The 23,506-nt window shown below is 54.3% G+C and carries 21 protein-coding genes; 2 read left to right on the forward strand and 19 right to left on the reverse strand.

Annotation, left to right across the window (positions count from 1 at the left end; genetic code table 11):
• The 4 genes from IM299_RS18185 to bhsA form a co-directional block, all read right to left on the reverse strand.
• The gene (locus IM299_RS18185) at nt 1–711 is read right to left on the reverse strand and encodes a hypothetical protein (protein ID WP_193357906.1); all 711 of its coding nucleotides are present in this window, start codon (nt 709–711) and stop codon (nt 1–3) included.
• A gap of 13 nt (nt 712–724) precedes the next feature.
• On the reverse strand, nt 725–2,863 hold the full coding sequence (locus tag IM299_RS18190) for a DUF3274 domain-containing protein (RefSeq protein ID WP_193357907.1): 2,139 nt from the start codon (nt 2,861–2,863) through the stop codon (nt 725–727).
• Nucleotides 2,860–5,373, reverse strand: a complete 2,514-nt coding sequence (locus tag IM299_RS18195) for a type VI secretion system Vgr family protein (protein ID WP_193357908.1) — start codon at nt 5,371–5,373, stop codon at nt 2,860–2,862. Before IM299_RS18195 ends, IM299_RS18190 begins: the two co-directional genes overlap by 4 nt.
• 831 nt (nt 5,374–6,204) lie before the next feature.
• Entirely contained in the window at nt 6,205–6,462 is a 258-nt protein-coding gene (gene bhsA / locus IM299_RS18200) for a multiple stress resistance protein BhsA (RefSeq protein WP_023332711.1), read from the reverse strand.
• A 244-nt stretch (nt 6,463–6,706) separates the two neighbouring features.
• On the opposite strand from bhsA, the gene comR reads away from it, so the two are divergent.
• Nucleotides 6,707–7,342 carry a TetR family copper-responsive transcriptional repressor ComR gene (gene comR, locus IM299_RS18205; protein ID WP_193357909.1) on the forward strand — a complete coding sequence of 212 codons (636 nt, stop codon included), beginning with the start codon at nt 6,707–6,709 and terminating at the stop codon, nt 7,340–7,342.
• Nucleotides 7,343–7,401: 59 nt separating this feature from the next.
• Here comR and IM299_RS18210 read toward each other — a convergent pair whose 3' ends face one another.
• From IM299_RS18210 to hinT, 8 genes are all read right to left on the reverse strand, one after another.
• A complete protein-coding gene (locus IM299_RS18210) occupies nt 7,402–7,941 on the reverse strand; it encodes a glycine zipper 2TM domain-containing protein (protein WP_028012731.1) in 540 nt (179 codons plus the stop codon).
• 193 nt (nt 7,942–8,134) lie between these two features.
• Nucleotides 8,135–9,439, reverse strand: coding sequence for an NAD(P)/FAD-dependent oxidoreductase (locus tag IM299_RS18215; protein WP_041910505.1), 1,305 nt, complete (start codon nt 9,437–9,439; stop codon nt 8,135–8,137).
• A gap of 237 nt (nt 9,440–9,676) precedes the next feature.
• On the reverse strand, nt 9,677–10,219 hold the full coding sequence (gene ycfP, locus IM299_RS18220) for an alpha/beta hydrolase YcfP (protein WP_008500781.1): 543 nt from the start codon (nt 10,217–10,219) through the stop codon (nt 9,677–9,679).
• 34 nt (nt 10,220–10,253) lie between these two features.
• Nucleotides 10,254–11,279, reverse strand: coding sequence for a beta-N-acetylhexosaminidase (gene nagZ, locus IM299_RS18225; RefSeq protein ID WP_045630221.1), 1,026 nt, complete (start codon nt 11,277–11,279; stop codon nt 10,254–10,256).
• Between the two features lie 11 nt (nt 11,280–11,290).
• On the reverse strand, nt 11,291–12,115 hold the full coding sequence (thiK, locus tag IM299_RS18230) for a thiamine kinase (protein ID WP_193357910.1): 825 nt from the start codon (nt 12,113–12,115) through the stop codon (nt 11,291–11,293).
• Entirely contained in the window at nt 12,096–12,740 is a 645-nt protein-coding gene (lpoB, locus tag IM299_RS18235) for a penicillin-binding protein activator LpoB (protein ID WP_088205017.1), read from the reverse strand. Before lpoB ends, thiK begins: the two co-directional genes overlap by 20 nt.
• A gap of 13 nt (nt 12,741–12,753) precedes the next feature.
• Nucleotides 12,754–13,128 (reverse strand): YcfL family protein, encoded by a 375-nt coding sequence (locus IM299_RS18240; protein WP_041910507.1) that lies wholly within the window; start codon nt 13,126–13,128, stop codon nt 12,754–12,756.
• 1 nt (nt 13,129) lies between these two features.
• The gene (gene hinT / locus IM299_RS18245) at nt 13,130–13,489 is read right to left on the reverse strand and encodes a purine nucleoside phosphoramidase (protein ID WP_006809243.1); all 360 of its coding nucleotides are present in this window, start codon (nt 13,487–13,489) and stop codon (nt 13,130–13,132) included.
• Nucleotides 13,490–13,829: 340 nt separating this feature from the next.
• Between hinT and fhuE the strand changes: the two genes are divergently transcribed.
• The gene (gene fhuE, locus IM299_RS18250) at nt 13,830–16,019 is read left to right on the forward strand and encodes a ferric-rhodotorulic acid/ferric-coprogen receptor FhuE (protein ID WP_045630101.1); all 2,190 of its coding nucleotides are present in this window, start codon (nt 13,830–13,832) and stop codon (nt 16,017–16,019) included.
• Nucleotides 16,020–16,090: 71 nt separating this feature from the next.
• On the opposite strand, the gene ptsG is transcribed toward fhuE, so the two are convergent.
• The 7 genes from ptsG to fabF all read right to left on the reverse strand — a co-directional run bounded on the left by ptsG (nt 16,091) and on the right by fabF (nt 23,456).
• Nucleotides 16,091–17,524 carry a PTS glucose transporter subunit IIBC gene (gene ptsG, locus IM299_RS18255; RefSeq protein WP_028012724.1) on the reverse strand — a complete coding sequence of 478 codons (1,434 nt, stop codon included), beginning with the start codon at nt 17,522–17,524 and terminating at the stop codon, nt 16,091–16,093.
• A 297-nt stretch (nt 17,525–17,821) separates the two neighbouring features.
• Nucleotides 17,822–18,616, reverse strand: coding sequence for a metal-dependent hydrolase (locus IM299_RS18260; RefSeq protein WP_193357911.1), 795 nt, complete (start codon nt 18,614–18,616; stop codon nt 17,822–17,824).
• A gap of 10 nt (nt 18,617–18,626) precedes the next feature.
• Nucleotides 18,627–19,631 (reverse strand): DNA polymerase III subunit delta', encoded by a 1,005-nt coding sequence (gene holB / locus IM299_RS18265; RefSeq protein WP_045261638.1) that lies wholly within the window; start codon nt 19,629–19,631, stop codon nt 18,627–18,629.
• On the reverse strand, nt 19,628–20,269 hold the full coding sequence (tmk, locus tag IM299_RS18270) for a dTMP kinase (protein ID WP_041910511.1): 642 nt from the start codon (nt 20,267–20,269) through the stop codon (nt 19,628–19,630). The genes holB and tmk overlap by 4 nt, the downstream gene beginning before the upstream one ends.
• On the reverse strand, nt 20,259–21,281 hold the full coding sequence (yceG, locus tag IM299_RS18275; RefSeq protein WP_041910512.1) for a cell division protein YceG: 1,023 nt from the start codon (nt 21,279–21,281) through the stop codon (nt 20,259–20,261). The genes tmk and yceG overlap by 11 nt, the downstream gene beginning before the upstream one ends.
• On the reverse strand, nt 21,278–22,093 hold the full coding sequence (gene pabC / locus IM299_RS18280; RefSeq protein WP_193357912.1) for an aminodeoxychorismate lyase: 816 nt from the start codon (nt 22,091–22,093) through the stop codon (nt 21,278–21,280). The genes yceG and pabC overlap by 4 nt, the downstream gene beginning before the upstream one ends.
• 121 nt (nt 22,094–22,214) lie before the next feature.
• On the reverse strand, nt 22,215–23,456 hold the full coding sequence (gene fabF / locus IM299_RS18285; protein WP_045630098.1) for a beta-ketoacyl-ACP synthase II: 1,242 nt from the start codon (nt 23,454–23,456) through the stop codon (nt 22,215–22,217).
• Nucleotides 23,457–23,506: the final 50 nt, after the last annotated feature.

Consider the following 23,506-nt stretch of genomic DNA (forward strand, 5'->3'; position numbering starts at 1 on the left):
CTATCTCCCTGCATCCATATTGCATTGCATATGGTCCCAGCCGGTATAATCTTTGACTTCCGGTACTTTATTGGGTAAGCCCTGATAGTTAGTCTTAAACTGGGCTGTATCCTCTTTCAGACCTTGTTTAGTTATGTAGTCCAGCCCCCATGCAGGGCCAGCATTGCTTGGCTCCAGCTTACCGTTTACCTTACCTCCCATACCGTCATCCACGGTATATTCAATCCCAGGACCACCGGGCTGAATGCGCGGGTCATCAAACGGTTTGGACGACATATACAGTCGGTGTTTGGTCTGCAAAAAACCCTGATCGTTGATGACGGTGAAAGACACAGCATCTTCTGCGGGTGCTCTGTTATCACCATTAGGTTCATTAGGTGATGGGGAAAATCCTACTGACCTCCATGTTTCGCCATAATCTTTCGAAACAAGGAATCCATCTACCTCCCAGTTGGGGATTGAAATATAGCGCTCTGAAGGGTGAATAAATTTATGGGTAAATATTCGGTAAAACTGGCTAACCGGCTCGGTATGGATCCCTTTCTGGGTATCCGTGTACCAGAGTTCACCTTCGCAGTCCCAGCCCTTCAGCTCCAGATAACGATGGTCATCGAACCGATAAACCACCTGCGTCGGTGGCTCTGAAGCCTGGCAACCGGAACCTATCAGTACGCCTGCTAAGGCAATACCCGTTGTATATTTCAGAATCATATCTGTCTCCCTGTCATGATTCCCACCACGATTTCTGTTTCGCTATTCCCAGATCACTGTCAGATTTTGGCTTCGGCATATCCCACTGTAGATTTGCCACTTCCTGATTACCGGCGGCCAAATCGCGGGACGGCTTCACCGTAGTAGCATTGTTAAATTCGTTTACTACGCCAAAGTCGCATGTGGGTAGAACATCGTTGGGTTTATTCATAAAGAATTTGGTTGTACCTGCAGGCAGTTTGCCAGAACGATAATATTCTTTCGCATCAGTATTGCCGTTCTGTGGGTCGCGCCAGTCCGCGCGGTGTAACAATCCTTCCCAGAACTTACCCGCCTGATAGTCAAAGGACTTGCACTGACCGATAGCCAGGTCGAACGCCATCGCGTGTGACGGTGCAAATTCACTGGCGACGATAGAAGAGTGCTGGCTGTAGCCTACCGGATCGGTGTTCTGCCACTCCTTTTCAAGTTCGTCACGGGATTTAAGCCAGGTCAGCGTCAGCTGAGAAAAATCTCTCGTTCCCGTCACTTCACCGCGAATAACTTCATGCCCCCGGTCAAAACTTTCCACCTGCAGCTCATTCGGCGTTAATACATGACCCGGTTGCCAGCTGATACGCTGATAGTTATCAAGCGCATAGGTAGCCGATGCCGTGCGCGAAATGGCACTGGCTTTAGCTGAATAGGAAATGTAGGCATCCGGGCTGTTCGGATCGATATACGCGGTGTACGGTTTATCACTGGTCTTCGGATCGTTATCCGGATGGTTATCCTGCCCCATGAGTTTGAAAATAAATGGCTCCGGCAGTTCTTCGCCGTTAATCACCACATCGCTGTACGAATATCCCGCATTCATCACCGGCGTGGTACTGAAATCCCCCTTTCGCTCCGGTGCCATCTTAAACGGCTCCGTCTCCAGTCGCCCTACCCAGCGGTGCTGGCAGAATACCCGCTGACGCAGGTTAGGAATGCCAGCAGCTAACTTATCGGGAATGCCCCGCCAGCCGAATCCCTGGATATTTTGCAGGGATACCGTGCCATCCTGCGGACACCAGTAGTTATAGACTTTGCCGTTGTTATCACGCCGGTATCTGGCATCCTTGCGTAACGGGTTATCAGAAGACTTGCGCGCGGCACAGCTGGCTTCCATCGCCAGCATATCCGCGTCTGACAGATCACCGCCTTTGTACTGGGTTGCCATCAGTGCGCAGAAGTGTTTAAACGTCTCCTGGCGGGCAAATGCTGTCTGGTGATGACCGGGCTGAGCGTCTTCAGTGAGACGCCCCTCCATCGAATACGGCGAATGATTCAGAATGACGCAGTTCACTGGATCCATTATTTCCTTTTTAACCAGCATATTAGCAAGCATGGTGATGATCGTGCCCTGACTGTGTGCCACCACGTTAATCACATCCTTTGCCGTCACCGGATTACGCCGGATAGTCAGAATCAGGTCCGCCAGACGCTGCGCGGCAAAGAATTGATAGATGCGGTGCGGGTTCGGAAAGATGGGGTGCGTGTAATCGCCGCCGTTCATGTGCAATGTGGCAAACCCTGCGGCGGCCAGCGCCGCGCCACCAGCTCCCGGTCCTAACATATCGGGGATGTTGGTTGTCGCATTGGCAAACGTCCCTCCACCTTTGGCAAAATTTGTATCGAGGGCGTTTTTGAAATTATCGTTCTGGTACTTAAACGCACCTTTGCCGTCGTTACCCAGCGCCGCTTTATTCTCCTCGTTATCCTCCTGATAAGCATCAAACGGCAGGTGCGCATTGTCTCCCTGCTTGTAAACCTCTTCCCTGTAGCGTTGCTGGTCTGCAACGTAATCAGCATGAGTGACCGGCTTGTACCCCCAGTAAAACGGGATAACAGGCGAACGGCCAGGATGGGTAATTCTGTAATCACCCCATTTATGCGCGTAAAAATCCTGACGATTAAGACGCTTACTCAGACCCGCAATAATGCCCTTCTCCTGATTCTGGTACGCTTCACCCACGTCGTTCACGCCATGAACCAGGATCACAATCCCCGGCATCGGGCGCGGCACACCAACGCGACGGGTCTGGGCCACCTCACCCAAATCTTTGTGTATCGGGATATCCCCTTCTGATATGACCCGTGGGGCATACGGGCTTTGTCTGGCTTCCGTCATTCCATTAACTCCATTTTGTAGGTGTCAAGGTCATCGGCATCGAGTAATGCTGAATGGCCGTTGCTGTCCGTTATGCCTTCCACCACTTTTCCGGCCGAACTGGTCAGCCTGAATTTTTTGTTCGCGAGAATTTGCTCCGGGTCATCTCCGGCGTGCAGCTGGTAGCGGAGCTTAAATGCGCCCTTATTGAACGACGGGACCGTGACATGCGCGCTTTCCGGGCCGTCATACTTAAGATTTGGCCCTTTCAGTTCGATTCCTGTTGGCGAGAATATGGTGACCAGTCCGTTCGGACTGACGCGTATTCCGCCACCGCCACAGACCAGCTGTATGCCTTGCTTGGCGCTGCCGTTCAGTTGCCCGGCGGTGCTCGCCATCGTGAAATCATTCTGCGAGAGCATATGCATGGCACCGCGCTGGGCCTGCGTCGTGATATCCCCGGCACCGGCAATCATCTGAATGCCGAGCTTGCGGGCAAACAGCGAGAGTTTTTCCCCCACGGCCAGAGAGAATTTTTTCACCACGTTTACGCTGGTATCCTGGCCCGCAGTCACAATCACATCTTTCCCGGCAGACAGTTGCAGACTGTCCGGCGTGACGTGTGCCTGCCCTTTGTCGGCATAGGTAAGCAGACCCGGCCCTGCCAGATTACTCAGCACTTGGTTCAGCTGGTTTTGCTGATCGGTTTCCACATTACTGGCCCCGGCCGTCAGTGCGCTTTGTTGCAGCGTCATTGCCAGCGACAACGCTTTCTCCAGCTGCGCAATGGCGGCCGTCATATCCAGTTGCTTACCCACAGCACGCGGTTGCGCCTCCGTGGTGATCATCACCCCTTTGGCCGCACGGAGCGCCATGTGATTGTCAGTACGCGCTTCCACACCTTCACCGCGCTGTTTTCCCTCCGCGTCAACGAGGTGGCCAGCGCTGACCTGACTCTTGCCGTACTCCGTGGAAATCTTGATGTGTTCCTGACCGCGGCGGTCCTCCAGGCGGATTTTGTTTGAAGCAGCAGTGCGGATCACGTTGCGGGTGTCGTTGCGGTTTGTAACCAGATCAGGGTGCGCGCCGTCATGCATGACATGCGCAATAAAGGGCCGGTCCGGATCGCCGCCTTCAAAGGCTACAGCCACTTCTGTGCCGTCCAGCAGCGGGAAATGAAAACCAAACACATCCCCGCCGTACGGTCTGCCCAGACGCATCAGCGCACTTTCAAAACCGTCACGTTTCTCGTCGAGGTCAAAATCAAACTTCACGCGGTATCGGCCCCGGGCATCGACTCCGGCATAAGTGTGATCCCGATTGATGGCCGCCACGCGACCGGGTACCGTACCGGCAATCACCGGTCGCGGCAGATATTCCGGACGATAGCTGTAGCCGTTCAGATAAGGGATCCCTTTCAGGATGGCGCGGTAGTGCTGTGCGCGACTGCCGGATAGCGTCATTGTGGTGACAAGAAAACCGTGCTTAAACCCGTCAGGAATATCTCCTGTCGGGTGGAACATCACACCCGGCAGCAGTGCCGGGTCACTGGTTGTTCCACCCAGCACACTCTGTTTGTTCAGCAGGCGCTCATAGCGCAGGCGCGCGTAGAACGTGGCTGTTTCCGCCTCTTCACCGTAAAAATCGCCGTACTTCAGATAATGATCGGCATAGTGGTACTGTTTGCCGCTGGTTATCCCGTCGGGAATATCATTATCGAAAATGGTTTTATCCGCCTGTGGCGAAAATGGATTGCGGTAGTTATACGTACGCACCAGCACGCTTTCAGGAATGAGTTCGTATTGTTCTTCGAGCTCGGTAATGTATTCTTCATAGCTGGTCATGCCGGAATGGCGAACGTACGGCAGCTTCTTATCGCTGAAGGCATAGCGGCTGCCACCGTCACCAAAGACAACCACCGTTTCGCCCTGTACTTTGTCATGGTTTTCAAAGCGGAACCAGATCCCCACCTCGGCCAGCAGACGGCGGATAAACTGGAGATCGGTTTCCTTCCACTGAATAATCATTTCACGGCTGGGGTAGCTGTGGCTCAACTGGTCAAAATCGATGTTGTAACCTTGAAAATGCCCGCTCTCCTTCATCAGCTTCGTGACGAGCTCTGGCACTGACACATTCACGTATACGGCCGAACGGTAATTCCGGTCCAGCAGCGCCAGATCATGCTCCAGCACACACTCGTAAAGGGCTTCATCGGCAGATGACTTCAGACGGGCAAACGACGTGATCACCCCGTTAATCTGGCGCGCCGGCAGCCAGGGCTCCTGATTGTGCCAGCCAGCTTTCGGATTGGGGGCACGCAGAATAAATTCCGCCCTCTGATTGAGGACATCGTTGACGGCAATGCTTGATGCCGGGCTGGTAAAGCGGATGGTGTAGCGATAGGGCTTACTGAGTCCTTCTTCCCCTGTAAAAGAGTGAACATCCGGTAAAACAGATTTGCCTCGTGGAATATACAGTAAATAACGGTTTAACGTATTCTGTTGCTGAATAATGCCTGACGGCCCTGTCATCGCCCAATATCCCTGATAAAGAATGACTGTTTATTAAAAAACAATACACTCATAGGCCATTGAATAAAATGCCATTCGGTAACAAATCACAGAATTTTACAAAATACATATCATTCAGTTTAAAGATAAATAAAATAAAAAATATTCACACTATAAATAAAAGACCAGGAATAATATCCGGCCCGCTTATAACAATTCAGTCGGTAAAAACAATATGGACGACGTATTTTTCCTGTGAACGCATAATCAGATATTCAGAAGCCACCGCTGAAGGGTAGAGTTATTCGGCCCTTTCTCCTGATATAAATCGGTATTCCCTGGAAAGCAGCAATAAATATTAAACCGGTCGCCGCCTGGTAAGAATATACAGCAGTTTCCGTAAGCGGGATTTTATCTGCCACCAGTATATGAGGATAAATTCCGTTCCGGTATCCAGGGTTCGCAGGAGGCGGCAAAGAGCCGCTGCTTAAACTTAGGAGAATAATCAGGGCAGCCTTTTCGCCTGCCGCGAGTCACATTTTTCCGCATATCTGACACGTTGATACCCACCACTTATTCGGTAGACACCACGTTGTCGAAAATATCAGATTATGGCCAGACGACTCTCGCTGAACGCATACTAAGAGTGGGAAAAGGTATCCAGTTCGGACGGGAAAGCATCCGCAACGAAGTCCATATCGAGTTCAGACGTAAAAAATCCGGGCCAGAGGGGCTGAACCCGGATTGTTTCTTACTGGCAGGATCGTTCAAGTGTTCTTAAACGATCGGCATTACTGCACATGTGCAGGGCGTTTTTTATTGCAGTGGCATAAATGAGGGTTTATGCCCGGCTTATTTGTAGATGACAGCGGTGCCGTGCAGGGTGTTAGGACCGGTCACAGAGGTGATGCGGTAAGATTTTGCACCCATTGCTTCCGCTTTTTGTGCCAGCTGATCTTCCAGAGAGCCCAGGTTAGTCCCGGCAGACGCAGAGATCGTCCCGACTTTATGCTGATCGGCTGGAGTGGATTGTACCTGTACAGCAGCAAAGCTTGCGAAAGAGAGTGAACTCAGTACAGCAGCAGCGATGAGGGTTTTTACGTTTTTCATAATGTTTACCTTTGGCAGATGAATTTTTTGGTCGTTAGCTATTTAGTTAACGATCGATAGATAAATAATAAATGTGATCCAGCTCACGCGTCAACACATTTTTATAACGAGCATTAATTAAATTTTAAAATTGTTATTTTTCATACATATATGATTAATTTATTTTTATGCATTCTGCACTGGTGGTGGGTTGCGTTTATTTTTATAATGGTCATTCAACAAACCAACAGAGGACCAACGGCAAATGACAACCGACGTCACGAGTTGTGTGAAGAAAAGCCGTGGCCGACCAAAAGTGTTTGACAGGGATGCAGCGCTTGATAAGGCCATGACTCTCTTCTGGCAACATGGGTATGAAGCGACCTCGCTTTCCGATCTGGTAGAAGCCACCGGAGCTAAAGCGCCGACGCTTTATGCTGAATTTACCAATAAAGAGGGGCTGTTCAGGGCGGTGCTGGACAGGTACATTTCGCGCTTTGCGGCGAAACACGAAGCCCAGCTATTTTGTGAAGAGAAAAGTGTAGAACAGGCGCTACGGGATTACTTTACTGCCGTTGCCACCTGCTTCACCAGTAAAGAGACGCCCGCGGGCTGCTTTATGATTAACACCTCTGCCACCCTGGCGGCAGCATCAAAAGAGATCGCCAATACGGTGAAATCGCGTCATGCGATGCAGGAGGAGACGCTCAGCGCATTTCTGGCTCAGCGCCAGCAGCGCGGTGAAATTCCCGCGCACTGCCAGCCTCAGATGCTGGCGCAATACCTGTGTTGTATTTTACAGGGAATGTCGATCAGCGCCCGTGAAGGAGCGACGCTGGAAAAACTGCAGAACATTTCCGACACCACGCTGCGCCTGTGGCCTGAACTGCTCAAAATCTGACGCAAAAAAAAGCTCCTCAGCCTGAGCGCTTGAGGAGCTAAGTTCAGAGAACATCTTTTTTACGCTTTGTTATTCAGTACCAGCTGGCCGTTTCCATCCAGTGGAATTTGGGTGCCCGGGTCTTTATCCATGCGGATTTTGCCCTGCTGATCGCCAATTTTGTAGGTCACGTCATAGCCCAGCATTTTTTCCGACTTGTCATAGACGGTTTTACAGCGCTGCTGGGTCGTGGTGTAGGTATCGTTATCCTGCATTGCGCCCTGCACCTGGTTACCGGCATAGCCGCCACCCAGCGCGCCGACCACGGTCGCGACATCTTTACCCCGACCACCGCCAAACTGGTGACCAATCACCCCACCCGCTACCGCACCCAGAACAGAGCCGGCAATACGGTTTTCATCCTGTACCGGACGACGGTGGGTTACGGAGACGTTACGGCACTCCTGACGTGGGGTTTTTACGGTTTCTTTAATAGGCGTTGCAGAAACTACCTGCGCATACTGCGGGCCGCGATCTAAAACGTTGAGACTGGCAACAGCAGCCACACCTAACGCAGCTGCGACGCCGATCCCTATACCCGCCAACATTGATTTATTCACGGGACTTCCTCCTTTGTTGCTATTGGTAACAATTCTGCTATGGAGGCGCGGCTTCGCCAATAAGACAAAGGATCAAAAAGTGGACATTGGGTGGGGATATATCGTGTTTAGGAGAACTCTTAAGCACCTAATCCACGACGAGCAGCATGATATGCTAAAAAATCCCTCCGGAGGGCCCGGAGGGAGTGAAAGATTAGTGCAGCTTCAGACGCGGACGAATGACGCGGTTGATTCTGCCCACCAACATCATCAGGCCCGTTTTAAAGTAGCCGTGCAGCGCGATCTGGTGCATACGGTACAGGGAGATATACACGAAGCGTGCAATGCGCCCTTCCACCATCATCGAGCCACGCATCAGGTTACCCATCAGGCTACCGACGGTAGAGAAGTTTGACAGCGATACCAGCGAACCGTGGTCTTTATAGACATACGCCTTCATTGGCTTGCCTTTGTACTGCGCCAGGATGTTGTGCAGCACCAGGCTTGCCATCTGGTGAGCGGCCTGAGCGCGCGGCGGCACGAAGCCCCCTTCAGGACGCGCGCAGGAAGCACAGTCACCAATAGCGAAGATTTCAGGGTCGCGCGTGGTTTGCAGCGTCGGCTCGGTGACCAGTTGGTTAATGCGGTTCGTCTCCAGACCACCGATATCTTTCATAAAGTCAGGCGCTTTGATACCTGCCGCCCAGACCATCAGATCCGCTTTAATGTACTCGCCGTCTTTGGTGTGCAGTCCACCTTCGTCAGCGCTGGTCACCATGGTCTGCGTCAGGACGCGCACGCCCAGTTTCGTCAGTTCATTGTGCGCTGCGCCGGAAATGCGCGGAGGCAGCGCAGGCAGAATACGCTCACCCGCTTCAACCAACGTCACGTTCAGCGCTTCGTTAGTTAACCCTTTGTAACCGTAGCTGTGCAGCTGTTTAACCGCATTGTGCAGCTCTGCGGACAGCTCAACGCCCGTCGCGCCGCCGCCGACAATGGCAATGTTAACCTTGCCATTTGCACCCAGATTGCTGGTGTACTTCAGGAACAGGTTCAGCATTTCCTGATGGAAACGACGCGCCTGGTGCGGGTTATCGAGGAAGATACAGTGCTCTTTAACGCCCGGCGTGTTGAAGTCGTTGGAGGTACTGCCGAGCGCCATCACCAGCGTGTCATACGCCAGCTTGCGCTCGGGGACCAGCAGCTCGCCTTTTTCATCACGCAGCTCGGCCAGGGTAATGGTTTTGTTCTCACGGTTGATGTCAACCACCGAGCCCAGCTGGAACTGGAAATGATGGTTGCGCGCGTGCGCCAGATAGCTCAGCGCGTCCACGCCCTCATCCAGTGAGCCGGTCGCCACTTCGTGCAGCAGCGGTTTCCACAGGTGGCTGTGGTTACGATCCACCAGCGTGATTTTGGCTTTTTTACCGCGCCCCAGCTTCTTGCCCAACTGTGTGGCCAGCTCCAGCCCGCCAGCACCACCGCCTACAATCACTATCTTTTTCAATGGCGTAGTCAACGTGACCCCCTCAAATTATTAACCAATTGTTAATTAAAGGTTATGAAAATAACCCTTAATTAACAACAGGTTACAACACTGAAACCATTCAGGTGCATTGAGAATAACACGTCAGGCGCATTGGTCATACCAAAATTGATATGCATCAAGTTTTGATGGCTTAAAAGTAGACAATTCTGGACAAAAAGAAACCCGGTGCGCGTTCGCGACCGGGTTTCTGAAGTGGCAGGCTGTGGTTTAGCCCAGCGTTTTAAAGGCTTTGATGCGCTGGAGGTGCGGGGAGATGTTCTTGAACTTGTGGGTCTGCTCTTCGTCCCAGACGATCTCGTAATAGTGATGCAGCAGCTCTGCGGCCCGATGGCTGTTCAGTGCTTCATCATTACGCGAGAGGATCACCAGACAGCGATCGCGGTTTTTCTCACGGAAGTTGCTCACGCACTTGGTCGCAATATCGACATACTCTTCCGGGCGGTCAATTTTGCCTTCCATGTTCTCATTCGGGAAAAGGTTAGGATTGAAGACCACCTGGCGGATGTCGCACAGGAAGCCAATCCGCTCCGCCCAATAGCCGCCCAGCCCCACGCCGCAAATCAACGGGCGATCGTCGACGTTAAGCTGCAGCATCTTGTCCACCTCTTTGAGCAGATGCTGCATATCATGCTTCGGATGGCGCGTACTGTAGCTAATCAGCCGTACATCGGGATCGATAAACTGCAGCTGTAGCACCTTCTCATGATTACCAGGACTGTTTGAGTCAAAACCGTGTAAATAGATGATCATTGTCTTCTCACCACTCTACGCCTTCCGGGAGGGTTTACAGGCTGGCTTTATGTGCCTGCCAGCGCTCATTCAGGTCTTCAAGCCGGGCGTTGACCGACTTCCAGCGCGCCGAATCCATCAGCTCCTGACGGCTAAATGAACCTTTATGATACAAATGCGTAACACGCTCTGCATTGATCGGTGACAGGTTATCCAACACGCTAACGGCACCTTTACGATTATTGCAGACAAGGATCATATCGCAACCTGCATCCAGCGAGGCCTGGCCGCGCTCAGCATAGCTGCCCATGATTGCCGCCCCTTCCATCGACAGATCGTCGGAGAAAATGACGCCGTTGAAACCCAGCTCCTGGCGCAGAACGGTTTTCAGCCAGTGCGGGGAGCCGCTGGCAGGACGCGGATCAACGTCGCTGTAAATCACGTGCGCGGGCATAATGGCGTCCAGCTTGTTATCGGTGATAAGCGAGCGGAACACCGACATATCTTTGGCGCGAATTTCTGCTTCCGGACGCGGGTCGCGCGGGGTCTCTTTGTGGGAATCTGCCGTCACCGCCCCGTGGCCCGGGAAGTGTTTCCCGGTGGTTTTCATTCCCGCATCGTGCATCCCGTCGATAAACCGGGTCGCCATTTCCAGCGCAATACGCGGATCTTCATGGTAGGAGCGCTCGCCAATCGCGGCGCTGATATGGCCCACATCCAGCACCGGGGCAAAGCTGATGTCGATATCCATGGCAATCATTTCGCTGGCCATCAGCCAGCCGGCTTCCTGCGCCAGTTTCCCACCCTCTTCCGTGCCGAGCAGCGCGGCGAAAGACTGGGCTGCCGGCAGGCGGGTAAAACCGTCGCGAAAACGCTGCACGCGGCCGCCTTCCTGATCGACGGCCACCACCAGATGATTGCGCGACGCGGCGCGGATCTGGCGCACCAGTTCACGCAGTTGCGCCGGATCGTGATAGTTGCGGGTAAACAGGATCAGGCCGCCCACCAGCGGATGCGCCAGAATTTCACGCTCCTCCGCATCCAGCTCAAACCCTTCTACATCCAACATGACTGGACCCACACTCACCTCTCTTATCCTTTCGTTTGTAACTGGCGCCAGGCATCGTCTGCCAGCGCAATAAAGTGTTTATCTCTGGACTGCTGCAAACGCATCTCAAACCAGCCCGCCATCAGCATGATGACCCAGGGCCGCCAGCGTCTCACCTGGCGTGCCAGCGCATCGGCGTTAAAGTGCGCAACGCTGGCATACTCTCTGATGAGTTTCTGCCGCGCGGCTTCACTTTCCGTCCAGACCGCGGCCAGCTCCAGCGCCACATCGCCGTCTCCGGCATATTCCCAGTCGATAAGCCTGGCGCCCTGTGGCGTATGCACGATGTTCCCGGCGTGCACATCCATATGTAACGGCGAGAGCCGAATCGCTTGCGGCTCGCCCGCTTTACGCAACCGTTTGAGATGCGCAAGCCACACTGGGGTACGTCTTGCTGGAGAGGCTTGTTGCCAGTAGTTTTCCAGCAGTGGAAGTAAGGCGATTCGCCACCCCAGACGCTGTTGCTGGTGCAGATGATACAGCATCGCCGCAAGCGCTGGGGTGTCCGGCAGCGCGCTTTTCACCTCCCCCTCCAGATAGTCGACGGCCATCCAGCCCTTGCTGAAAAATCGGGGTTCAGGCACGAGATCCGACGGAAGGCGTTTGAGGGCGCGAAACTGACGGCGAAACTGGAAAGCCGGGGCGAAGGGATCGTGGTTCTGCCGCAAGACCAGACGGTGCGCGCCCCGCGCTATAATGCAACTCGCGCCGCTAAGCCCGGAGTGGGCCTGCGGCGCGATAAGGCGGTACTGTGGAAAATAACGCGTCAGAATCTCTTCACGCGTGGTGTCATTGTTGCGTAACCGCACCTTTACCTGACCAGATAATTTCGCCTGTCTGAACCAGCATCAGCTGCATCTGCAGGGCTGGGGTATTCACGTTACCGGTCGCATTAGAGTACAGCACATACTGGGCGCCAACGTTGCGGGCAATGCCAATCGCCTTGCTGCGGGTACCGAGGCTATCCTGCGGCGACAGGCCCAGCTGCTGTTTGGCTAACGCGAGCTGCTGAGCAGAGACCAGCGTAAACTTACCGTTGTTTGCCAGCGCATTGCGCAGCGTTTCTGTCGCTTCGCCCGCGTTCAGCGAACCGTTGGTACGGTTGTTCACGCTATCGACCAGCAGCACGCTGCCTGCCGTCACGCCCTGAGCCTGCAGCATTTTACCGACCATCGGCTGCATCGCACCGTTCCAGTCGTAATGGCGCACGCGCGGCGCAGGTTGTGACGTCTGGTCCTGATGTTCAATCGGGCCAGGCTGTGACGGAATAGACGGTACAGACGGCACGGTTGGCTGGGTCTGCGTTGGCGGTGTCGGCTGCTCGGTACCCGGCTTTGCCTCTTCCACAGGTGCTGGCTGTTCTGTACGGGTCACACACCCTGCGAGGAACAGCGCGAATGCGGTCACGAGCGCATAACGGCTCATATTTTTAATCAAGGTTCACCCCTTAGAGATAAAGATAAAGTCTCACCTTATGCGCACCCAGATAGCTGGCGCTGTCATAGAGCGTTACCGACGACCTTGCCGGAAGAGTGACGCTGCGCGGCGCCTCCAGCGGGTGCATCTCAAGACCTCTTACGTCATACCAGAAAAAACGGTAGTGGACCGTCACCGGTTCATTTCTTTCGTTATAGAGCGTAGAGGAGGCAGAAGATTTAATTTCACTGATGGTCAGTGCGGGCTGTTGCGCCGTGATGCCCGCAGCCAGCACGGAGGATTCCATCACCAGCGTCTGTTCATCGCTGACGGGGATCGCCGGACGCGTGCTGCACCCCACAACCATCATCGTCATTACCAGCGCTGCAATACGCCCTTTAAACATGTTACAGACCTTTGTGAGCCAGCATCGGTCCCAGCGGACGTCCACCCAGCAGATGCATGTGAATATGATAAACTTCCTGGCCGCCATGACGATTACAGTTCATGATCAGACGATAACCGTCTTCCGCTATGCCTTCCTGCTCGGCAATTTTCGCCGCCACCGTCAGCATACGACCTAACGCCACTTCGTGCTCGGTTTTTACGTCGTTTACGGTCGGAATCAGAATATTAGGAATGATAAGGATGTGTGTCGGTGCCTGAGGGGAAATGTCCCGGAAAGCCGTTACCAGTTCATCCTGATAGACGATATCCGACGGGATTTCGCGGCGAATAATTTTACTGAAAATCGTTTCTTCAGCCATGACCTTTTCCTTTTTTGTTAGGTGCGTCCGCTGTTAACACACTCTCTGGAGGACTGTGTGACACAATTCAAGAGTATGAGCGAGTTTCTCCTGTCCTTTCAACCTTCTCCCCCGAATTCTTTGCTGAATATTCATCAGCTGACTGAAGAGTGACCGCTCGCGTGGCTTAACGGGCTGAAACATTATTTCAGTTTCGCACGACACATCTGTTTACAGCATTAATGGCAATGCGTATATTTCGCATTTGCATTTTCATGCGCATTTTTAACATAGAAAACGACGTCAGACCGTATTTGTGGGACTGACGCAAACACTCTTCACCGTTCATAAGGGTTTGATAATGTCTTTCATTGATCATACCAGGGATGGGCAACGTCAGCCTGTCGCAACGCCTTCGTTGCTGGCAGCCTGTATTGCTATGGCATTGACGCCAGCCGCCGCTTTCGCTGCATCAGCAACCGAAGACACCGTCGTCGTGGATGGAGGTTTTGACAATACGCAGGATCCTTCCGCAAGTCAGGACCGGGATTACAGCGTAAAAACCACCACCACCGGCACAAAGCTGTTGCTGGTTCCACGCGATATCCCACAGTCCGTTAGCGTCATTAGCCAACAGCGCATGGCGGATCAGAACCTGCAGTCTATCGGCCAGGTCTTAACCAACACGACTGGCGTAACAGCGCAGGTGCAGGACAGCGATCGTACCGTATTTTACTCGCGCGGATTTTTCGTCAGTAACTACGCCTTTGACGACCTGCCCACCTCCATCAGCGAAGTGTGGAACTTCGGCGACACCGCCGCCGATACCGCGATTTACGACCGTATCGAAGTGGTTCGCGGCGCGACCGGGCTGATGTCCGGCACCGGTAACCCGGCGGCGTACGTCAATATGGTGCGTAAGCATGCGGACAGCAATGAGTTCAAAGGCAATGTCTCCGCCAGCTACGGCAGCTGGGACAAACAGCGCTACGTGCTGGATCTCCAGGCACCGCTGGTAGAGTCCGGGAAGGTACGGGGACGCCTGATTACGGGCTATCAGGACAACGACAGCTTCGTGGATAACTACCACTACCGGAAGAAGTTCCTCTACGGCGTGGTGGATGCGGACGTCACCGACAGCACCACCCTCTCTGTAGGGTATGAATATCAGGAAAGCCACACCGCCGATCCGACCTGGGGCGGATTGCCGACCTGGTACAGCGACGGGAGTAAAACCGACTACAATCGCAGCCAGACCGTCGCGCCTGACTGGGCCTACTCGGACAAGGATAGCACCCGCATCTTCGCTAACCTGACCCAGCGTTTCGACAACGGCTGGGAAGCGCACGTCAACGGCATGCACGCGGAGACCAACTTCGACAGCAAGCTGATGTATATGTCCGGCTATCCGGAAAAAGAGACCGGGGCGGGCATGGTTGGCTACGGCGGCTGGAACAGAGGTGAACGCAAACAGGATGCGGTTGATGCCTTCCTGCGCGGCGGCTTCGATCTTTTCGGCCGCCAGCATGAGATGATGTTTGGCGGCAGCTTCAGCCGACAGCGCAACCACTATGACAACAGAATGCCGGATGCGCTGTACGGCATGGTGGACGTGGGGAATTTCAAAAACTGGAACGGAAATATCGCCGATCCACAGTGGACGCCGTGGAAGCTCTACAGCCAGGACGACATTCGCCAGTCCTCAGCGTACACCTCCGCCCGCTTCTCGCTGGCTGACCCGCTGCACCTGATCCTCGGGGCGCGCTACACCAACTACAACATTCGCTATAACCCGGCGGGCTCTCCTGACACCCGTCTGGAAAGCACTGAAGATGACGTAACGCCTTACGCGGGCCTGGTCTACGATATCAACGAAGACTGGTCGACCTACGTCAGCTATACCTCCATCTTCCAGCCGCAGGACAAGCGCGACGCCAGCGGACGTTATCTCGATCCAACCACGGGCAAAAGCTACGAAGCCGGCGTTAAAGCAGACTGGTTTAATACCCGTCTGACTACCTCGCTGGCGATTTTCCGCATCGAGCAGGATAACGTGGCGAGCAACACCTATACCTACATGCCGAGCGGTGAGTCGATTTATGAATCGCTGGACGGCGTGGTCAGCAAAGGGATTGAGTTCGAGCTGAACGGCGCCCTGACCGATAACTGGCAGCTGACGTTCGGCGCGACCCGCTACATTGCGGAAGATAAGAACGGCAGCGCTGTCAGTTCCGATCAGCCGCGCACGACAATGAAGCTGTTTACCCGTTATCAACTGCCAATGCTGCCGGCGCTGACGGTGGGCGGTGGCGTAAACTGGCAGAACAAAGTGTGGACGGATGTGGACGGTGGCCCGGCGGGACAATCCCGCGCAGAGCAAGGCAGCTATGGACTGGTTAACCTGTTCAGCCGCTATCAGGTCACCAAAGATTTTGCTATTCAGGCGAACGTCAACAACCTGTTCGACAAAGAGTATTACGATTACGTCGGCTCTTACGTGGTTTATGGCGCACCGCTGAACGTCTCGGTGAGCGCGAGCTACGACTTCTGAGTGTTGGCACCACAAACCACAGCAATAAAAAAGGCAGCCATTCGGCTGCCTTAGTCTCCCCAGGTCACAGCTTAGCTGTTGCGGATGTACTCATCCATTTCGGTTTTCAGGTTATCGGATTTAGTACCGAAGATAGCCTGAACGCCCGAACCTGCAACAACCACGCCCGCTGCACCCAGTTTTTTCAGACCCGGCTGGTCCACTTTCGCAACGTCGGCAACGCTCACACGCAGACGAGTGATGCACGCGTCCAGGTTAGTGATGTTCTCTTTACCGCCGAACGCAGCAACCAGTGCCGGAGCCATTTCGCTGGTCGCGCCTGCTTTGCTGTCTTCAGTTGCATCTTCACGACCCGGAGTTTTCAGATCCAGTGCTTTGATCAGCACGCGGAAGATGGTGTAGTAAACAACGGCGTAGCACGCACCCACGATTGGGAACAGCCACAGCTTGCTGCTGTTACCGGACAGAACGATGAAGTCGATCAGGCCGTGAGAGAAGGACGTACCGTCACGCATACCCAGCAGGATACAGATTGGGAACGCCAGGCCAGCCAGTACAGCGTGGATGATGTACAGGATTGGCGCAACGAACATGAAGGAGAACTCGATCGGCTCGGTGATACCGGTCAGGAACGAGGTCAGCGCTGCGGAGATCATGATACCGCCCACTTTTGCACGGTTTTCTGGCTTAGCAGAGTGCCAGATTGCAATCGCAGCAGCAGGCAGGCCGTACATTTTGAACAGGAAGCCACCAGACAGTTTACCTGCAGTTGGGTCACCCGCCATGTAACGTGGGATATCGCCGTGGAACACCTGACCTGCTGCGTTGGTGAATTCACCAATCTGCATCTGGAATGGAACGTTCCAGATGTGGTGCAGACCGAATGGCACCAGGCAACGCTCGATGAAGCCGTAGATACCGAACGCGACAACCGGGTTCTGGTAAGCAGCCCACTGAGAGAAGGTCTGGATAGCGGAACCGATCGGTGGCCAGATGAAGGACAGGATCACGCCAGTGAAAATCGCTGCCAGACCAGAAATGATCGGAACGAAACGCTTGCCCGCGAAGAAGCCGAGATACTCAGGCAGCTTGATGCGATAGAAGCGGTTGAACATATACGCTGCAATCGCACCGGAGATGATACCGCCCAGAACACCGGTATCTGCCAGGTGTTTCGCGGCAATCTCTTCTGCCGGTAAATGCAGAACCAGCGGCGCAACCACAGCCATGGTTTTCACCATGATGCCGTAAGCAACCACTGCAGCCAGCGCAGAAACGCCGTCGTTATTGGTGAAGCCCAGCGCCACACCGATAGCGAAGATCAGAGGCATGTTAGCAAAGACGGAACCGCCTGCTTCAGCCATCACATGGGAAACTACGGCTGGCAGCCAGCTGAAGTTAGCAGAACCGACACCCAGCAGGATACCTGCGATAGGCAGTACGGATACTGGCAGCATCAGCGATTTACCGACCTTTTGCAGGTTAGCAAATGCATTCTTAAACATAATTGAGAGTGCTCCTGAGTATTTGTGCTTTTTTTACGCTTTCACGCATTGGCCCGGGGGGAGTACCGTGCCGTGGACAGGACATCTAAGCGCCCTTTATTTATTACACAGAGTAAAATAATTCCCTCTGAGTTTGTTTGACGGCTATCACGTTTCAGCTTAAGACGGTCGAAAAACTTTCAGTAATTTACAAAAAGCATGTCTGGATGTTTCTAAGAACACCGTCACCGCCCCAAATGAGGCGGTGAACTTTACTCGTTTTATTTATTAATTACGAGCCTAAAAAAAACAGGCTTATCAGACGGATTGCAGGCGGGCGGGGTCTATATGGAACAGCGCAGAGAAGTTTTGCGTCGTGACGCGGGCCAGCTCTTCGATACTGACGCCTTTAAGCACGGCCATGTACTCTGCGACGTCTCGCGTCATGGCCGGCTGGTTCTCTTTACCGCGATGCGGTACCGGCGCCAGATACGGAGAGTCTGTTTCCACCAGAATGCGATCGAGCGGGACATAGCGCGCAGCATCACGGAGCTGCTCAGCGTTACGGAACGTCACGATCCCGGAAAACGAAATATAAAACCCCAAATCAAGCAGTTTACCCGCCGTTTCTCTGTCTTCTGTGAAACAGTGTAGTACGCCACCGCAATCCGTCACGTTTTCTTCCCGGAGGATCGCCAGCGTATCGGCGCGCGCATCGCGCGTATGTACGATGACCGGTTTATTCAGTTCGCGGCCGATGCGGATATGGTTGCGGAAAGATTCCTGCTGGCGAGGTTTCGTCTCTGGCGTGTAGAAGTAGTCGAGGCCGGTCTCGCCCATCGCCACGACGCCCGCTTCTGCTGCCAGTCGGCGCAGCTCTTCTACGTCATACTCTTCGTCCTGGTTCAGCGGATGAACGCCGCAGGAGAACACCACGTTATCGCGATCGCCCACCAGCTCACGCATTGAGCGATACCCCGGCAGCGTCGTCGCCACCGCAAGACAAAATTTCACATCGCGGGCAGCGGCTTTTGCCAGCACGTCATCCACGTCGTTGTGCAGGGATTGATAATCCAGGCCATCAAGATGGCAGTGTGAGTCGACTAAAAACATAATGTCTCTCTCAGAGATGGGAAACAGGCGGCGTAACGCCCGGTTGCAGGTAGTGTTCAATACGCAGTAACTGGTCGGTCAGCAAAAGCTCGCGATTAAGACCCGTCACGGTTAAAAGCTGTTCGCGGCTCTCGCAAACATCATGAAGGATAGCGTGCAGAGACGCGCCTGTAAGGCGGCTCGCCAGCATGTTCACCAGGGGCCACGCGTCCGGGTTAGTCAGCAGCGTAGCTCCTTGCTGGATTTTTAGCGCATCGAGCAATAAGGAGGCCAGCCAGTGCAGACGCTCGACGGCCCGATCGCTATTCAGCGCAGGCAGTAAACTCAGCCAGTCCTGGTTGTTAAGTGAAGCCTCAACGGCCCGGCAAAGCGCTTCTCGCTGCGACCAGACATCAGGCTGTAGTAATGCCAGCGCCGCCGCGGGGGCGCCGCTGCTGAGGCGCAGTGCAGACAACGCACTCTCCTGTGACGTTGTCACCTCTCGCTCAAGCCAGCTTAACGCCCACGATTCCTGAGGTACCGCCAGATGATGGAGACGACAACGGCTGCGCAGCGTCGCCAGTAAACGTCCCGGGTCCCGGCAGGAAAGGAAAAACCACGTCTTTTCCGGCGGCTCTTCCAGGGTTTTAAGCAGCGCGTTCGCCGCCGCCTCGGTAAGCAACGCAGCGTCGTTGAGCCAGACCACTTTTGCCCCGCCCAGACGCGCATGTTCGTACAGTTTCTCGCTGACTTCACGCACGGCATCAATGCCGAGCGCGCTTTTGCCCTTCTCAGGCTCAAGCGTGTAGTAGTCAGGATGCGTGCCGGCCTGCATCAGCTGGCAGCCGCGGCATTTACCGCAGCTTTTATGCCCTTCCGGCTGCTGGCACATCAGAAAACGAGTGATGGCGTAGATCAACGCATCATCCCCCATTCCCGGCAACGCCTGAATCAGTAACGCATGATGCCCCCGACCGGCCTGATAGCTGGCGATCAGCTGTTCAAAGTGCGGGCGCAACCATGGATACCATTTCATGCCTGCTGCTCCTGTAGCCACTGCGTAACGGTCTGTTGAATATCGCGCGTGACGTCGTCCAGAGATTGCGTGGCGTCAATGGTACGAATTGCGCTGTCCCGTGCGGCCAGCTCAAGATAGCGTGCGCGCGTGCGGTTAAAGAAATCGAAAGACTCTTGCTCAATGCGGTCCAGTTCGCCGCGCGCGCGGGCGCGCCTGAGGCCCACTTCCGGGGTCACATCCAGGTAGAGGGTCAGGTCCGGGCGAAAATCCCCCAGTACGGCATCGCGAAGGGTTGCCAGCATCGCCTGGTCAATACCGCGTCCGCCGCCCTGATAGGCCTGAGTCGACAGATCGTGACGGTCGCCGATCACCCACTTGCCGTCGGCCAGCGCAGGTTTAATCACGGTCTCAACCAGCTGGACGCGCGCCGCATAGAACATCAGCACTTCGGCTTTGTCAGTAATAACCTCGTCGCCAACGGATTTAATATCCAGCACCAGGCTGCGCAGTTTCTCCGCCAGCTGAGTACCGCCCGGCTCGCGGGTAAAGACCATGTCAGCGACGCCAAGCGATTTCAGCGTATCCACTACCACGTTACGGGCGGTGGTTTTACCCGCCCCTTCGAGTCCCTCAATGACAATGTATTTACTGCGCATTTTTTTCCTTAAGTGCCTTCAGATAGTCCTGAACAGAGCGATTATGGCTGGCAAGGTTGGTGTTAAAGGTATGCCCCCCTTTCCCATCAGCCACAAAATAGAGGTACGGTGTTTTGGCCGGGTGCGCGGCGGCTTTGAGCGAAGCCTCGCTCGGCGTGGCTATCGGGCCCGGCGGCAAGCCGTTAATCACGTAGGTATTATACGCCGTTGGCGTCTCCAGATCTTTTCTGGAGATCTTACCGGCATAGCTCTCGCCCATGCCGTAGATGACGGTCGGGTCAGTTTGCAGACGCATGCCGATGCGCAGGCGGTTGATAAATACCGACGCGACCCGGTCGCGCTCAGCCGCCACGGCCGTCTCTTTCTCAATGATCGAGGCCATTGTCACAAACTGGTTTTGATCTTGATAAGGCAGCCCGTCCATGCGCCCTTCCCAGGCGGAATCAACTGCCTCGACCATCTTTTTGTGTGCCCGTTTAAGAATCGCCACATCGGTCGTGCCCGCCGTATACATCCAGGTGTCTGGCCAGAACCAGCCTTCCACCCACTCAGGATGTTCAAATTTCAGCACCTCGGCGACCGTCTCATAGCGATCGTCTTTTAGCGTGTGCTTGATGTAAGGCGCATCACGCAGCTGCTTGAGGTAATCGCTTAAGCGCATCCCTTCAACAAAGCGCAGCGGGAACTGTGCCTCTTTACCGCTTTCCAGCAGCTGCAGCATCTCTCTGACGGTCATGCCGGGCGTAAAGCGATAGGTACCAGCCTTGAAGTGAGACAGTTCAGGCTCGATACGCAATAACCACTGGAACACGCGTGGACGGTTGATGATTTTATCCCCGTAAAGCTGCTCGCCCAGCGCCATCCGCCCGGTACCGGCTTTCAGGGTAAAAATCGTCTCGTCTTTAATCAGGATTTTACTGTCCGCCAGCTGGCGAACCTTCCATACTCCCGCTCCGCCGGCAATACCCAGCGCAACGATCAGGAGAAGGACAAAGCGCAACATTTTCTTCATGACTTTTTGATTTGCTCACATATCGGGGCTAAAAACGTAAAGAGCTCTCGCGAAGACCAGCGCTGTTGACCATACGCCCGAACGGGTATAACAGGCATCAGCGCATTGCAGATCACAACTTCATCGGCGGACAGCAGCGCCTCTTCCTTCGCGTTTACTTCGACAACGCGAAAGCCTGCATGTGCCAGCTGTTGCAAACAAAAATGGCGCATGATGCCGTTAACCCCAGCCTGCTCCAGCGAAGGGGTGAAGACCTCACTGCCCTTCCGCCAGAGTAAATTAGCCGCACAGCATTCCGTAATGAACCCTTCGCTGTCAAGGACTAGCGCCTCATCGGCGTCCGTCTGTTCAAGATGAGTACGAATAAGCACCTGTTCAAGGCGGTTAAGATGTTTTATTCCGGCGAGCATAGGGTTTCGCCCCAGCCGTACCGGGCTCAGCGTCAGCGTTACCCCTTCCTCACGCCAGCGCGCATAGTGAGCAGGATACGCTGATACGGAAAGAATACGCGTGGGATGCTGACAGGCGGAACCGCTGTACCCTCGCCCGCCGCTGCCGCGGCTAAGAATAACTTTTAAAACGCCGTTTGTATTACCTGACGCCAGCCGGCGCATCTCGCGCTCGAGAGTGTCCCACTGCATGAAGGGAATCAGCAATTTCTCGCAGGCTTTTTGTAAACGACGGATATGGGCGTCAAGCAGGCTCACCTCACCGTCAAGAATACGCGCAGTGGTGAAACAGCCATCGCCAAACTGAATTGCCCTGTCGCTTGCCGGCAGTGTTTCTTGCTCAAGGCCATTAATGAGAAACATGGTGTCTCCTTATGCGTGGAGGCTCAGTCTGGCAGGATGTTAAAAGCCGGACAAGGGGATTTTCCCTAATAAAAAAGGCCCGCCAAGCGGACCTTTTTTTATAGCTTTCAGGCAGTCAGGCTCAGACCTTTTTGAAGATCAGAGAACCATTCGTACCGCCAAAGCCGAAGGAGTTACACAGGGTGTACTCCATACCGCTAACCTGACGCGCTTCGTGCGGAACGAAGTCCAGATCGCAACCTTCATCCGGGTTATCCAGGTTGATGGTTGGCGGCACAGCCTGATCGCGCAGCGCAAGGATAGAGTAGATTGACTCTACTGCACCCGCCGCACCCAGCAGGTGACCGGTCATGGATTTCGTGGAGCTGACCATTACGCGGCTGGCAGCCTCGCCGAAGATAGACTTAACCGCCTGCGCTTCTGCTTTATCGCCTGCAGGCGTAGAAGTGCCGTGCGCGTTAACGTAGCCAATCTGTGCAGGGGTAATACCCGCATCACGGATCGCATTTTCCATCGCCAGCGCAGCACCCGCGCCGTTCTCCGGAGGAGACGTCATGTGATACGCATCGCTGCTCATCCCGAAGCCAACGACTTCAGCATAAATTTTCGCGCCACGTTTTTTCGCATGTTCGTACTCTTCCAGTACGAGCATACCTGCGCCGTCACCCAGCACGAAACCATCGCGGTCTTTATCCCACGGACGGCTCGCCGCCTGAGGATTATCGTTACGGGTAGAGAGCGCACGTGCTGCGCCGAAACCACCAACACCCAGTGGGGTACTGGCTTTTTCAGCACCGCCCGCAACCATAGCATCTGCATCGCCGTACGCAATGATACGCGCGGCCTGGCCGATGTTATGTACGCCAGACGTACACGCGGTAGCGATAGAGATGCTTGGCCCACGCAGGCCGAACATAATGGTCAGGTGACCTGCCACCATGTTAACAATCGTGGACGGAACGAAGAACGGGCTGATCTTACGCGGTCCGCCATTCATCAGCGATGTATGGTTTTCCTCGATCAGGCCAAGACCGCCAATCCCGGAGCCAATAGCGGCGCCGATACGGGTTGCGTTCTCTTCCGTAATCTCAAGGCCAGAATCCTGCATGGCCTGAACGCCAGCGACAATTCCATATTGAATGAAGGCATCCATCTTGCGCTGTTCTTTGCGCGAGATGATCTCTTCACAGTTAAAATCCTTTACTAAGCCAGCAAATTTCGTTGCATAGGCGCTAGTATCGAAATGGTCGATTAGGCTGATGCCGCTCTGACCGGCAAGGAGAGCTTTCCAGGTGGACTCTACGGTATTGCCGACAGGAGACAACATGCCAAGTCCGGTCACAACTACACGACGCTTAGACACGTTTGTCCTCCAGGGAGGGATAAAAAAAGAGTTACGTGGGACTAAAAAAG

The sequence above is a fragment of the Enterobacter cloacae complex sp. P47BA genome (genome assembly GCF_014930485.1).
Lineage (GTDB): Bacteria > Pseudomonadota > Gammaproteobacteria > Enterobacterales > Enterobacteriaceae > Enterobacter > Enterobacter bugandensis.